Origin of the sequence: Bradyrhizobium sp. OK095, from assembly GCF_900109945.1 — a bacterium.
In the GTDB taxonomy this organism is placed as follows: Bacteria; Pseudomonadota; Alphaproteobacteria; order Rhizobiales; family Xanthobacteraceae; genus Bradyrhizobium.
This window is the reverse complement of the sequence record NZ_FOBX01000005.1, coordinates 450,261-463,838: the sequence shown is the minus strand read 5'-3', so window position 1 is coordinate 463,838 and position 13,578 is coordinate 450,261. Positions and strand designations below refer to the sequence as shown.

14 protein-coding genes are annotated in these 13,578 nt (G+C 64.0%); 8 read left to right on the top strand and 6 right to left on the bottom strand.

Annotated elements, in window-relative coordinates:
* The coding region (locus BMW89_RS16585) for an Hpt domain-containing protein (protein WP_177196087.1) at nt 1–852 on the bottom strand (852 nt) is incomplete at its 3' end.
* Nucleotides 853–1,272: 420 nt separating this feature from the next.
* The gene (locus BMW89_RS16580; RefSeq protein WP_092028039.1) at nt 1,273–1,752 is read right to left on the bottom strand and encodes a response regulator; all 480 of its coding nucleotides are present in this window, start codon (nt 1,750–1,752) and stop codon (nt 1,273–1,275) included.
* 443 nt (nt 1,753–2,195) lie between these two features.
* On the opposite strand from BMW89_RS16580, the gene BMW89_RS16570 reads away from it, so the two are divergent.
* The 4 genes from BMW89_RS16570 to BMW89_RS16555 all read left to right on the top strand — a co-directional run bounded on the left by BMW89_RS16570 (nt 2,196) and on the right by BMW89_RS16555 (nt 4,762).
* The gene (locus tag BMW89_RS16570) at nt 2,196–2,906 is read left to right on the top strand and encodes a Crp/Fnr family transcriptional regulator (protein ID WP_092028037.1); all 711 of its coding nucleotides are present in this window, start codon (nt 2,196–2,198) and stop codon (nt 2,904–2,906) included.
* Between the two features lie 189 nt (nt 2,907–3,095).
* Complete coding sequence (locus tag BMW89_RS16565) at nt 3,096–3,794, top strand: Crp/Fnr family transcriptional regulator (RefSeq protein WP_177196086.1); 699 nt, start codon at nt 3,096–3,098, stop codon at nt 3,792–3,794.
* Between the two features lie 149 nt (nt 3,795–3,943).
* Nucleotides 3,944–4,321, top strand: a complete 378-nt coding sequence (locus BMW89_RS16560; protein ID WP_092028036.1) for an Hpt domain-containing protein — start codon at nt 3,944–3,946, stop codon at nt 4,319–4,321.
* A 192-nt stretch (nt 4,322–4,513) separates the two neighbouring features.
* The gene (locus BMW89_RS16555; RefSeq protein WP_092028035.1) at nt 4,514–4,762 is read left to right on the top strand and encodes a hypothetical protein; all 249 of its coding nucleotides are present in this window, start codon (nt 4,514–4,516) and stop codon (nt 4,760–4,762) included.
* A gap of 100 nt (nt 4,763–4,862) precedes the next feature.
* Here the strand turns inward: BMW89_RS16555 and BMW89_RS16550 are convergent, their stop codons facing one another.
* Nucleotides 4,863–5,486, bottom strand: coding sequence for a helix-turn-helix domain-containing protein (locus BMW89_RS16550; RefSeq protein ID WP_092028034.1), 624 nt, complete (start codon nt 5,484–5,486; stop codon nt 4,863–4,865).
* Between the two features lie 340 nt (nt 5,487–5,826).
* Here BMW89_RS16550 and BMW89_RS16545 point away from each other — a divergent pair, with 340 nt between their 5' ends.
* The 3 genes from BMW89_RS16545 (at nt 5,827) to BMW89_RS16535 (ending at nt 9,236) form a co-directional block, all read left to right on the top strand.
* On the top strand, nt 5,827–6,990 hold the full coding sequence (locus BMW89_RS16545) for a hypothetical protein (protein WP_092028033.1): 1,164 nt from the start codon (nt 5,827–5,829) through the stop codon (nt 6,988–6,990).
* Between the two features lie 322 nt (nt 6,991–7,312).
* Nucleotides 7,313–7,738, top strand: coding sequence for a hypothetical protein (locus tag BMW89_RS16540; protein ID WP_177196085.1), 426 nt, complete (start codon nt 7,313–7,315; stop codon nt 7,736–7,738).
* 283 nt (nt 7,739–8,021) lie between these two features.
* Nucleotides 8,022–9,236, top strand: a complete 1,215-nt coding sequence (locus tag BMW89_RS16535) for an EAL domain-containing response regulator (RefSeq protein ID WP_092028031.1) — start codon at nt 8,022–8,024, stop codon at nt 9,234–9,236.
* A gap of 11 nt (nt 9,237–9,247) precedes the next feature.
* Here BMW89_RS16535 and BMW89_RS16530 read toward each other — a convergent pair whose 3' ends face one another.
* Complete coding sequence (locus tag BMW89_RS16530) at nt 9,248–10,108, bottom strand: DMT family transporter (RefSeq protein WP_092028030.1); 861 nt, start codon at nt 10,106–10,108, stop codon at nt 9,248–9,250.
* A 108-nt stretch (nt 10,109–10,216) separates the two neighbouring features.
* On the opposite strand from BMW89_RS16530, the gene BMW89_RS16525 reads away from it, so the two are divergent.
* A complete protein-coding gene (locus BMW89_RS16525) occupies nt 10,217–11,641 on the top strand; it encodes an aminotransferase-like domain-containing protein (protein ID WP_092028029.1) in 1,425 nt (474 codons plus the stop codon).
* On the opposite strand, the gene BMW89_RS16520 is transcribed toward BMW89_RS16525, so the two are convergent.
* Both BMW89_RS16520 and BMW89_RS16515 read right to left on the bottom strand, forming a co-directional pair.
* Entirely contained in the window at nt 11,638–12,234 is a 597-nt protein-coding gene (locus tag BMW89_RS16520) for a GDYXXLXY domain-containing protein (protein WP_092028028.1), read from the bottom strand. The two genes, BMW89_RS16525 and BMW89_RS16520, sit on opposite strands and share 4 nt — an antisense overlap.
* The gene (locus tag BMW89_RS16515) at nt 12,231–13,502 is read right to left on the bottom strand and encodes a DUF2157 domain-containing protein (RefSeq protein WP_092028027.1); all 1,272 of its coding nucleotides are present in this window, start codon (nt 13,500–13,502) and stop codon (nt 12,231–12,233) included. The genes BMW89_RS16520 and BMW89_RS16515 overlap by 4 nt, the downstream gene beginning before the upstream one ends.
* Between the last annotated feature and the right edge of the window lie 76 nt (nt 13,503–13,578).

The window sequence follows — 13,578 nt, the reverse complement described above, 5'->3', positions numbered from 1 at the left end:
CTGCAACGGCACCTTGAACTCGGTGTCCTCGTTGCGGCGGGAGATCTCCAGCAGCTGGTTGCGGGTCAGCACCAGCTCGGAGACCATGGTCATCAGATGCTCCAGCGTATCCACGTTGACGCGGATCGACTGGTTGGCGATGCTGGCGCCTTCGCCACCGGCCTCGTCGCCTGCCGACTTCTTGATGGCGACTTTCTCCTTCGCGGGCTTGGCTTCCTTCACAACTTCCTTGGCAGCGGGCGCCGGAGCTTCAGCAGCGGGCTCAGCCTGCGCAACCGACGCGGGCGCTTCGATCGCGGTCTCGCGGAAGGCGCGCTCAAGCTCGTCGAGCGACACTTCACCGGGGCGCAACTGGCGTTCCAGGGTCTGATCGATCAGCTCGCCCTTGGCTTCGACGGGAGCAGCGACAGGTGCTTCCGGCGCCAGCGGCGGCGATTCGGCAACAGGAGCAGCCGTTCCAGCAGCCATGGCCGCCATGCCCTGCTCGACCATCGCTTCCAGCTTGTCGATGAGGTCGCGGTCGGTGCCTTCGGGCTCGGCTTCAGTCGCCTCGAGGCCGGCCAGGATCTCCTTGATGCGGTCGATCGAGGCCAGAATCACCGTCACCGCGCCCGCCGTCACCGGCATGCCGTCGCGGAATTTGCTCATCAGCGTCTCGCCGGCATGCGCCAGCGCTTCAAGCCGCGGCAGTCCGAGGAAACCGCACGTGCCCTTGATGGTGTGGACCAGGCGGAAGATGTTATCCAGGATCTTGGCGTTGTTCGGCTCCTGCTCGAACTTCACCAACTGATTGTCGACGGTGTCCAGGCTCTCGCTGGTCTCCGTCAAAAACTCCCGCAACAGATCATCCATGGGGTATGCCTTACTGAGCTGAACTTCGACGCCTGCGCCACGTCTGGAATCGGCGGAAGTCTTCGCTGTAGATCGTTAGACAACCCCTTTCACGGTCCCGTTAATTTCATCCTCCGTGCTAATACGGATATTGAAGACAAGTTTGCGGTTCGACTGCATGCGAGAGCGCTTTTCGGCAAAACCCGCGCCGAGCCGTGACGCGAACGAGCGTTAGGTAAACGCGCCGATAACGGCAGATCGACGCGGACGAAAAAAGTCTGCCCCTGAAGGGCGATACGCGCGGCCCGCGTGAAGTCGAAGCCGATCACCCGCAATCGGATCGGCTCCCGCGACCGCAACTTCGGGCACGGTGAGACGCCGCACGGTCCGGATTTGCGGTAAACGAACGCTTACTTCGTCGCTGCTGCGGCCGGCGCCGCGCTAACCCAGGCGCGCGGTCGAGGTCATGTCGTCGGGACGGTGCTCCGCCACGCAATCGTTGATGGCAGCAAGAAGCGCGTGCGGCGTAAACGGCTTGCGCAGACAGCGAGCTGCGCCGAGCTCCAGCGCCATCCGCAGGAAATCGGGCGCGGGCGAATTCAGATTTGCAAAAGCGTAGCCGGACATCGCGATCAGCGGAATGGCGGGTGCCCTCTCGTGGAAGATCCTGATCGATTCGAACCCGCGCATGTGCGGCATGAAGATATCGATGATCATCAGATCGAACTGCTCGTGCTCGATCGCGCGCAGTCCCGCTTCACCTCCTCCGGCAATCGTCACTCGAAAATCGTTTCGCTGCAGATAGACCTCGATGGCCATGCACACCATCGGGTCGTCGTCGACAACGAGAATATGGCGCAGACTTTCTGTCCCCGTTTGAGTTTCCCGTTTCGGCGATTCAATAATTGAACCGTGGGGCAAGCCTTTCTCCTCTGGTTTGGATCGAATAATTGACGGTCGCGAACGTCGTTGGCGGAGCCAGGAAGATGCAGGCAACGGACCCGAAATCTGCGGCCATGCGGCGCCACGGTTCGAAGCAATATCCGGTCGCTGTAATCACTCGTCCCATGAACGAGGTTGCGCGGCTCGACCGGCGTCCGATGACTGCGCCGACGCAATGGTTCCGGCTCATAACGGCCTCCTTGCCGCTTTTTCCCGCGCAATCCTTGCGGGACTGACGCGCAGGTCCAGAAACGAATCAGCGCGCCATTCTTATTTCCGCCGTAAATGCGGCAACGTGTCTGCCCCCCAACGGGTATATGGACGACGCCACAACCTTTAGAATATGATTGTGCCGCCGTGCAACTGGATGACGAACCGGGCCCGGCGTCGATCATCCATCGAGCGCGTCGGATTGAGTCTGCATGATTGCGAGCGGCCACCCGTCCAACCAGTTGCTGCAAATGCTCGACGCGGCTGATCTCGATCTGCTGCGTCCTCATCTGGCGACGGTCGAAATGGTCAGGGAATCTGTCTTGGGCGAGGCGGGCGCCGCGCTGAGATATGTCTACTTCCCGCACGGTGGATCCGTGTCGATCGCGGTGGGCCTGTCCGAAGGACAAATGATCGAGGTGGCGATGCTGGGGCGCGATAACGTCGTCGGTGCCGGTGCCGCGCTTGCCGACGGCATCGCACCGGCGGACGCGGTCGTGCTTTTCCCAGGGACGGCTTCCATGCTTGAAATAGCGGCTTTTCGCGCTGTCGCTGCCGCAAGCATCGCGTTTCGCAGCTTGATGATCCGGCATGAGCAGGTCCTGCTCGCGCATGCGCAGCAATCGTTGCTCTGCAATACGCTGCACCCGGTCGAGGCACGGCTCGCGCGCTGGCTCCTGCGCGCCCGCGATCTGTCCGACAGCGAGATCCTTCCGCTGACACAGGAGGCGCTGGCGCAGATGATCGGCGTACGGCGCAACGCCATTTCCCTCGTCGCGCATGCGCTTCAGCGCGCCGGCATCATTCACTACACGCGCGGGCAGATCGCAATCATGGACCTGCCCGCGCTACAGACGACGTCCTGTGATTGCTATGCAGCGGTGAAGGCCCACCACGCCGCCATACTCGGAATCCGGCAATGATACAGACGCCGATGCGATTGGCCGCATGCCGCCGTGCACACAAGGCGACATCTGACGTAGTTGCCCGGATTACAATGTACCAATTGCCAATATATCCCGACGGGAAGATGATGGAACTTACCCGCGCCGGGAATGAATTCACTCGCCGCGATCGACTGGCGCAGGAGACAGGAGGCAGCTTTGGAAACGATGGTGCGTCCATCCAACGGTTTCCTGTCCGCGCTGTTGGCGGACGATTATGAATTGATCCGCCCGTATCTGCGCACGATCGATCTTCCGCACGAGGCCGTGCTGGTCGAAACCGGCGAGACGCTCAAGCGCGCCTATTTTCCACACCGCGGCGTCATCTCGCTGGTGGTGAAGCTCGCCAAGGGCGAGCACGTGCAGGTCGCCATGATCGGCCGCGACAGCCTGCTCGGAACGCTCTCGACCATGGGCGATGCCTGCGCGCTGAACACGGCGATCGTGCTGGTTCCCGGCGCCGCCTCCGTGATGGATCTCGACCGGCTGCGCGGCGCGGCCGACCAGAGCAGCACCCTGCGGACGTTGCTCACGCGTCACGGGCTCGCGGTCTACGCACAGGTTCAGCAGACCGCGGGCTGCAACGCCGCTCACCCGGTGGAGTCGCGACTGTCGCGCTGCCTGCTGCACACCCATGACCTGTCCGGCGACTTCCGGCTGCTACTGACCCAGGAGGCGATGGCGCAGATGATCGGGGCGCGGCGCAACAGCGTGTCGCTGGTCGCCAACACCTTGCAGCAGGCCAATTTCATCCACTACAGCCGCGGACACATCCAGATCCTGAACCTGGACGGCCTGCGCCAGACGGCGTGCGAGTGCTACGCCACCGTGAAGGCCCAGTACGACCGGCTGCTCGGCCCGCGCTGACCGGCGCGGTCGCGTGGTAAACCTGCGGCTAATGCCGGTCTGCAAACACGGATCGTCCTGCTACCGGAACTGAAATTCAAATGCCGTAGACACGAACGTGCCTCGCGCCGGACGGACCGAGCGACAGAGAACCGTGGACAGGCAGACCCATGCTTGAACTGACCGTCGCGCCTGTGCAGAGAGTGCTCGATGCCGAACCCGCGCGCGAGCCGGGCGCCTATGCGGCGCTCGTGCGCGAGATCGGCGAAGACGGCGCCGGCGAGGTGCGTGCCGTGTTCTGGAGCGAAACTCGCGCGCGGCTGCAGCTGTTCCGCACGCTTTCGCTTGCGCAGCACAACGCCAGGATCGCGCGCGAAGCGCATTCGCTGAAGAGCGCGGCCGCAACGTTCGGCTATGTCAGGCTCGTGGCCCTTTCGCTGCGGCTGGAGAAATCCGCGGAGACGCTTGGCGAGGCCGAATTCCATGATCTGCTGGACCGGATGGATGCCGCCTACGCCGCCGCGCGCGCGCAGGAACCGCACAGGTAGAGCCGCTCCGATGACATCGGACCGGCTATAGATTCCTGTTTGACGCGTTTTCTTGACGCGAACCGGGAGCCACTTCGCTCGAAAACGCTTCTGGCGGAGTGCGTGTAAAACCCGCCGTACTTCTACGGTTGGCGATTTTCACAGAAGGCTAATCATGGGAGGCGATAGTCGCCGGAAACCAGGAGGGTTTCCATGTTCACCTACGAGACTGCGGACCAGAAGGAAGTCCGTCGCTTCCGCATTGCTCAGTTCAACGGCCGCATGGCGACGGTGACGTCTGGCGAGGCCACAGTGACTGGCTTCGTGCGCTCGGTGCTGGAGCAGGATTCGAGCACTCCCCCGCGCTGGACCATCACGATCATCCCGAACACGCCGAAGGAAGAGATCAAGCCGCTGCGGCCCGCGTCGCGCGCGCGTCCTTTCGCCGAAGACTATCTCTGAGCGCGATCGGGTTTCAGAGCCTTCTGAGGTCCTGACCTTCCGAGGTCCTGACCTTCCGAGGTCTTGGCGCGCCGCCGGTCGGCGGCGCAACAGAACAGCCTCAGTCGATCGAATGCAGCAGCGCCGCGCGGACCAGATCCGCGGTGTTGCGGGCACCGAGCTTGCGCATCGCCTCGGCGCGATGGCTCTCGAATGTGCGCGGGCTGATCTGCATGCGAAGCGCGCCCTGCTTGTTCGAATAACCCTCGCTGATCAGCCGGAGCACCTCGCGCTCGCGCTTGGTCAGCCGCTTCTGGCCCGACAGGCCCAGCAGTTCGGCGCTCGGCACGCGCTGCGGCGGCTGCGCGCGAGCAGCCTTCGATTCGGAGCCCTCGGTCGCGGACGGGATCGGCAAGCCCCCCTTCTGAGGACCGGCGAGCTGCTTGACCAGGCCGCAAACGCGCTCGGTCTGGGCCAGTGCATTTTCCACCACCCGCTGCAAATAGACCCGATCGCCCGAGACCGGCGCGAGCTGGTCGCTATGGTGCTTGATTTCGCCCATGTAGAGCAGGAGCGCGGTCAGGGGGCCGTTGAGCTCGCGGGCGATGGCGGCGGCCATTTCGTCGGCCGCCTTGGCACGGACGGCATTCAGGCGGACGAAATCGAGCTCTTCAGTTGGAGCAGTGCTGTTTTCGTACCATTCCGACGGCCGCGAATCGGTGGCCGTATCATTCTGTGACCCCATGTGACCTGTTTAGCGGAACCCGGACCGATCTGTGGTTAACTTTTTGCTCCGTAAGACTACGGTGATTTTGGCGGTTTTACGCTAAAAAATCGACATCGGCACAATTTATGCTTGCGCAGCGTCGCCGAAGAGCCCGCGGAGGTTGATAAACCTGCCCGCGCGGCGGCCAACGGGCCAGCTGGGCGGTTAACGATCCAGTTACCAGCCCTGCCGACCGCCCCGAATTTTACGGATAAATTAACAATGACTTGCTTCTCTTGATCACGATTGAGAGCGCGCAAATGCCTCCATGCATCAGGCCTGTAGGCCTTGCGGGAAACGCTGCGGAAGATTGCGTGCCATGAACGACATCGATCAGCTATCGGAGTTCCTGCAGCGGCTGACGCCGCTGTCGCGCAGCTGTCTGCTCAGCGAACTCGAGCGGCTCGAACTGTGCGGCGTCGACATGCCGGGCTCGGCCGGCGTGCAGGCCAAGCTTCGCGCCGAGTTTCGTAAGGACGGATCGACCCAGGCACGCGCCACCAATCCCTCACGCTACTTCTTTGCCCCGCTCGAGCTGCTGCTGATCGACGGCGCGCCCGAGCATGCCAATATGGGGCGGATCTCGCGCAACACGCTGACCCCGATCTGGGAGTGGATCTGCCGCGACATGCTGCCGACCATGGCGCGCGACTACATCAAGGCGATCAACGACCAGGCGACCGCCAACAACCCCAAGGAAGTGCTGAAGACCGCATCGATCTTCCAGACCAAGGTCGTCAAGGTGCTCGAGAATACGCTGGCTTCAGCCGAGAGCGCTGAATTCGCCCGCGGCAAGCTCGCGCAATACACGGCCTCGCGCACCGCCTTCGACGACGTCAAGAAGATGCAGCAGGTCCTGCGCGCCGGCGACGCGCTGCCGAAGTTCAACGAAAAGCTGCCCGAGAAGATCACGAAATTCGGCGACGGCCAGGTTGCCCAGATCACCGCACAACTCAACGCCTTCAGGAAGGCCCACCCCGACGCGCTGCCCTTCGCGCTGGCGCTGGTGGCAAGGCGGCTGAAGACGTCATGGGAACTGGTGCGCCTCGCCACCAAGGCTGCCGCGAGCAAGAGCGTGGCCGACGTTGCCGCCACGCCCTATGCCTGCGTCGTTCCCATGGTGCTCGACCGGCTCGACGACAAGCGGCTCGCGCTACGGATCGCGCTGCGCCATAACCGGATCCTCGTCGCGCGCGACCTGCTCGCCGACATCTACGACACCGAATATGCACTCAAGGTGCGCATCGACGGCATCGAGAGTTGCGATTGGGGTATCCGGCTCCAGCAATTGATGGATGCAATCGCGGCGCTGGTCTCGGCCGAGGTCAGCCGCTTCCCCTCCAATGTCGGACATATCCTCGGCTCGCGCCGGCTGCGCAGCCACGACACGCTCGGCGGCAAGCTTTCCTATCTGGCCTGGAAGGGACGTGACGTTGTGCAGGATGGCGCGGCGGCGTTCCGCAAATTGATCGGGCAGACCTGATTTCGCGCTAGCGCGGCAGGCACAGGAAGCGATCGAGAAATCGCCCTGACAGCACGAATCTGAACCACCAATGCATCATTCGCCGCATCGACATAGCTGTAATCCTAAACAGCCCACCACCGGCTATCCCGACCATTAGCGCAGGTGCAGCAATACGCATGTGATGTGCTTCACACTCGCGCCGTTGGGCCCGCGCGCATTGTCGCAGAACCGTCACGAGCGAAGACGAAACATGCGCGCATCGCGCGAAAATGAGTTCTTCGGCGAGGCGCCCCTCCCTTATTCTCCGATCCATCGCATGAGCATTGGGAAGGAGTTCACGATGAGATCGAACCGAAGGACATTGACGGTGGCAGCTTTGCTTGCGGGCGCGCTGGCGCTCACATCGACGACGATGGCACAGACTTCGCCGCCGCAAGGCAATGCGGCGCCGACCGCCGACAACGCGGTCCTGCTCACCGTGTTCTTCAAGCACGACCAGTCCCGTCCGCTGAACGAGCTGAATGCGCAGCTCGACAAGCAGGGCTACTACAAATCCTTCCCGCCGCCGGGAACCGAGGTCGTGAGCTGGTACGTGATGATGGGCATCGGCCAGGTGATCACGCTGCGCCTGCCGGCCTCGCGCTTGCGCGAAGTCAATCGCATCATCGAGGACACCGCGTGGGGTCCTTACCGCACCGAGTTCTATCCGACCTACGATTACAAGGCGGTCGGCATGGCTCAACACGACAAGGCCACGAGCAATTGAGGCGTCCATTATTCAATTGGGCGAAGCGCGCGCGGCTTCGTCCAATTACAGGACACGGGCGCACGCGCCGCTAAACTGCGCACTGCGAAAATGTCGCACGATTGTCGCACGAGAGCGCGCAACGGGCGGGCAAACGTAAAAACTTCTTCAAGGTGATCCAGACAATTTTAGAAATGATGCAGGCTTTAACGTTACCCAGATAATTCAACAATCGGCTGAAGCCCTCCATATTTGAAACTGCTCACGTCGCTAACACACCGACACGGAACGGGAGCGGTTTGCGATGGACGATGGAATTGTTGAGCTCGCCGGACGGAGGCCAAAGACCTTCGGACGGCGAAAGGTGACGCCGCGCGCATGCGTAGCCGACGGCAAACGCCATCTGCGCGCCTTCATGAGCGAGGTGCTGGAGGATCTCGGCTTCGTCACCAGCGAATGCGCCAGCGCCGACGAGCTGCAAGCGATGCTGGCCAATGAGCTGCCGGATCTGATCCTGCTCGGCATCGCCGCGGATGGCATCGAGCCTGGAAAATTTTTGGAGATATTGGTGCGCGAAGCCTTCGACGGCAAGGTTCTCGCCGTCGGCGCGCGCGAGTCGATCATCGTCAAGGCGGTGCAGCAGGTCGGCGAGGAATATGGCCTTGCGATGCTGCCGCCGCTGACCACGCCCTTTGCGGCGGAGACGCTGCGCGAGCGCGTCGCGATGCTGCTGCCGGAAGAACCGGCGCCGAGCCCGGCCGTGCATGTCGGCGAAGCCTTGCATGCCGGCTGGCTCGAGCTCTGGTACCAGCCCAAGATCGACGCGCGCACGCTGGTCCGCAGCGGTGCCGAGGCCTTGGTGCGGATGCGGCACCCGACCTGGGGCGTGGTGCCGCCGGCCTATTTCATTCCCGAAGCGCACGATCCGCATTTCCGTGACCTCTCGGAATTCGTGATCGAGCGCGCGGTGCAGGACTGGCACTATCTGCTGGAGCGGCAGAGCCAGGTCGATCTCTCGATCAACCTGCCGGCGGCCTATCTGAAAGAGCCGCAGGCCGTGCGCGATCTCTGCCGCCGCATGCCGACGCATCCGGCCTTCGGCGGTCTGACCATCGAGATCGACAGCGAGGAGGCGATCCGTGACCTCGATCTCCTCGCCGAGGTCGCGCGCGAGATGCGCCTGCACAATATCGGCCTGTCGATCGACAATCTCGGCGCCAACTGGCCCTCGCTGATGGACCTGGACAAGATCCCCTTCATCAAGCTGAAGGCCGACCGGCACTTCGTCACCGGCAGCGCCACCGACCGTCTCAAGCGCACGGTATGCCGCCACATCGTCGAGCTTTCGCATGGCTATGGCGTATGCGCCGTCGCCGAAGGCGTCGAGAGCCGAGCCGATCTTGTGTCCGTGAACGAGCTCGGCTTCGACCTCGTGCAGGGCTTTCTGTTCGGCAAGCCGATGCCGCTGAAAAAATTCGCGCGGAGCACGCTGACGAAGACGGTGCTGGATCAGGCGTGAGGCGCAAAGCCTCACGCATAACGGCGTGCGAAAAAGACGCAGACGACCACCAGCGCGGTCGCGGCGATCATGCTCCAGGCGACCGGCTCGTGCAGCAGGAAGCCTGCGAGCGCGAGACCGAAGAACGGCTGGAGTTGCTGCAACTGACCGACGCGGGCGATGCCACCGATCGCAAGGCCGCGGTACCAGAAGATGAAGCCGACGAACATGCTGAAGATCGAGACGTAAGCAAGCCCGATCCAGGCGGGCGCACCGACGCCGCTCCATGTCGGCGGCCAGGTCCAGACCGCGACCGGCACCATCAGCGGCAGCGCCAGCAACAGCGCCCAGGAGATCACCTGCCAGCCGCCGAGCCGGCGCGACAGTGCCGCGCCTTCTGCATAGCCGAGCCCGCACAGCACGACCGCGGCAACCATCAGCAGATCGCCGGTGAGCGATGCCGAGCCGTCGTTGGACAGGGCAAAGCCTACAACCGTTGCGCTGCCGAGGATCGCGAACAGCCAGAACAGCGGCTGCGGCCGCTCGCCGCCACGGAGCACGGCGAAGATCGCGGTCGACAATGGCAGCAGGCCGATGAAGACGATCGAATGCGCGGAGGTGATGTGCTGGAGCGCGAGCGCGGTCAGCAAGGGGAAGCCGACCACGACGCCGATGGAGACGATGGCGAGCGAGACGAGATCCTTTCGTCCAGGCCGCGCTTGGCGGATCAGGCCGAGCACAGCCATCCCGATCAGCGCTGCAATGACGGCGCGCGCGGACGTCAGGAACAGCGCGGAGAAACCGCCGACAGCCACGCGCGTCGCCGGCAACGAGCCGCTGAAGATGATGACGCCGAGAAGCCCGTTGCCCCAGCCGCTGCCCGCAGATTGCATGTCCGCCCCATTTTTTTGAGTCGCGACACTCGGCCTTTGCCCGTGGCGTGACCAGTGACAATCCAGTACAATCCGGCAAAACTGTATGGGTATGGAAGGTCATACACCTTGGACGGCGAGGCGCAATCGAAGGGACGTGGCGGAACGCGAACCATCGATGTGATGAGCGTGATCCGCGCCAAGATCGCCGGCCGCGCGCTCAGCGCCGGCGACCGCCTGCCGTCGATCCGCAGCCTCGCAGCCACGATGGGGGTTTCGCCTTCGACGGTCGTGGAGGCCTATGATCGCCTCGCCGCTGAAGGCCTGATCCGCGCCCGCCGTGGCTCGGGCTTCTATGTCTCGCCAACCGTCACGCCGCCGCTGGCGTTGACCGACGTCGAACCGCGCCGCGCCCGCGAGGTCGATCCGTTCTGGGTCTCCAGGCAATCGCTCGACACGGACGATGCCGTGCCAAAACCCGGCTGCGGCTGGCTGCCGCCGGAGTGGATGCCGGAAGCGGCCTTGCGCCGCGCCACCCGCGCGCTGGGCCGCGCCGAAGCTCACGTGCTGACCAATTATGGCTCGACGTCCGGCTCCCTCGCACTGCGCCGGCTGCTGCTGACACGCCTCGCCGAAGACGAGATCGAAGCCTCGATCAACCAGTTGATGCTGACGGGTTCGGGCACGCAGGCGACCGACCTCATTTGCCGCTTCCTGCTTCGTCCCGGTGACACCGTGCTGGTCGACGATCCCTGCTACTTCAATTTTCGCGCGCTGCTGCGGGCGCATCAGGCCAGGATCGTCAGCCTGCCCTATACGCCGTCGGGCCCTGATGTCGCTCGCTTCGAGCAAATTCTCGCGGCCGAGCGTCCCAGGCTCTACATCACCAATTCAGCGCTGCACAATCCGACCGGGGCGACGATCTCGCTCCAGACCGCGCACCGGCTTTTGACCGCAGCCGCCGCGCACGACCTCACCATCGTCGAGGACGACATTTTTGGCGACTTCGAGCCGGAACGCTCACCGCGCCTGGCCGCGCTCGATGGCTTGAACCGCGTGATCCGCATCGGCAGCTTCTCCAAGACGCTGTCGGCCTCGGTGCGCTGCGGCTACATCGCAGGGCGAGCCGACTGGATCGAGCATCTCGTCGATCTCCAGGTCGCCACCAGCTTTGGCGGCCCGAGCCCGGTCGCGACCGAGATCATCGCCAAGGTCTTGGCCGGCGGCAGCTATCGCAAGCACATGGAGGAGCTGAGGCAAAAGCTCACGCGCACACGCCGCGATGTCGCACGAAAACTTGGGGCGTTAGGCATCGAGCCCTGGCTGATGCCGCGCGGCGGCTTCTTCCTCTGGTGCCGCCTCGCCGACGGCCAGGATGCTACAGCCGTCGCCCGCGCCGCGCTCGAAGAGGATGTCGTGCTGGCGCCGGGCAATGTGTTCAGCGTGTCGCAGACAGCGTCCGCCTTCATGCGGTTCAACGTGGCGCACATGAATGATCCGCGGATGTGGGACGTGCTGCGGCGGGCGTTGAAGGCGAAGCCGATCGACCGCTAATACAACGGCTCCTCATACACCGGCTCGCCATCGAGCAGCAGCCGCTTGATGGCGGCGCGGCCTGAGGGCAGCACGGCGGCGACGACCCGGAGCTTCTGCTGGTTGCGGGCCTGCTCGAGCTTCTTGCCCTCGCCTTCGGGCACGAAATAGCTTTCGAGACCGTATTTGATCGTCAGCTTGTCGCAGAAGGTGCGGCTGGTCGCGCCGCAGGAATAGGTGACGCGGCCGCGGATCAGCACTTCGGGCGCCGTGACCGTGACGGGCTCGGCATGCACCGAGACGGCCTCGTAAAGCCCGTTGGCATTGGGTGCGAGCTTGACGAACACGATAGGATTGCGCGTCTCGGCCGTCTTGCCGGAGAGCGCGCCGGCCGGCAGCTGCGAAATGTCATAGCGGAGTACGACGTAATCGCCACGCAGGAGATCGCGGGGATCGACCGGCTGGGTCTGCAAGGTCACCTCACGGCCTTCGCGCAGGATCTGCACGCGATCGGCGACCATCAGGACCAGCAGCACGCATTGAAGCAGGATGGCGACGCCGAACAGCACGGCTTTCGGGATGCGTTGCCAGAACTTTGTGATGGACTCGATCATCGCTCAGACCTCGGCAGCGCGCGATTGAGCGCGGTTGCAAACACCACAGTGATGATTCCGGCCGCCGCAAGGAACGCCGAGCGGCGCAGCAGCGAGCCCTTGACCGCCCAGGTGATGCCCGCGATGACACCGGCAATCCCGAGCCAGCCGGCAACGATCCGCGGGCGCACATCGTCGAGCACGCCGGAGACGACAAGGCACAACATGGCGCAGAGCAGCGCGGCATAGGCGAACCATGGCTCGCCGGCCGCAGATGCCGGCCAGATCGGCGCTGCAAGCAGCACGAGCCCGATCGCACATGCTGCAAGGATTTCACCTGCACGCCTGGTGATGCCGGCGGACGCGAGAGCAAGGATCACGCCTGCAGCCCCGCACAGGATCGCCCACAGCGGCTGGGCTGACGCCGTGCCGGTCCGGAAGCGGATGATGTCGTCGACCGTTGTCACCTCAAGGAAGGCGACGATTGCCAGCGCAAACGCACCGTAAATCGACAGAACGCTCCCAAGCAGAAGCGCCCGCGGCCACCGCGCAGCGGCGATCGCGAGCCCGGCCCCGAACAGCAGGGCCGCACCGTCCGCGAGCACGAACGACGGCTGAAGGCCATCGAGGTCGAAGCGAAGCGACGTCGCAACCCACCACGGCAGCACCGCGATCGCGACGAGGTGAGCGGCGACGCGGGAATTCCATGCAAACGCGAGAGCGGCGGCGATCAGCCACACCGCCACGAACGGAAGATGCAGGACATCGGGCGCATCATAGCTGCGCATGCAGGTCCAGATGCAGGCGGCGACGAGGCCGACCGCGAGCGCGCCGCGGGAGCTGGTCAGCATTGCCGCGGCAAACGCGCCGATCGCCCAGAGCAGCATGCCGCCGGCAAAGTCGTCGCCGAGATGATACATCTGGCCGACCAGCGCGATGCCCGCGCCGAAGATGATCGCGCCGATGCTGGCGCAGAGGTCGGCGAGAACAGTACGGCCGGTCGCGGCGAACCACGCGCCGAGGCCGCCGGCGACGATCATGCCGGCAAGCAGGATCGCGAACCGAAGCAGCCGCGCAATCTCGGTCCAGTGCGCCGCAACGAAGGCGAGGAAGGCGGCTGCGATCAACAGGCCGCCGACGATGCCGACCACCACCGCGATGTTGATGCCGGGCGACAACGGCGGCAGCGCATTGCGGATGGAGAGGGCCGCGGTTGGCGCGATCACGCCGTCGGCTTCCCATTGTGCGAGGTCAGCTTCGAGGCGCTGCCGGTAGGCTTTGTCGAACATTGTCTTGAATTACCTGATTCCGTGCCCGCCGGCGGGCTGTTGCTAGGTCGGCCCTCGCCGCTGGCAGGTTCAACCT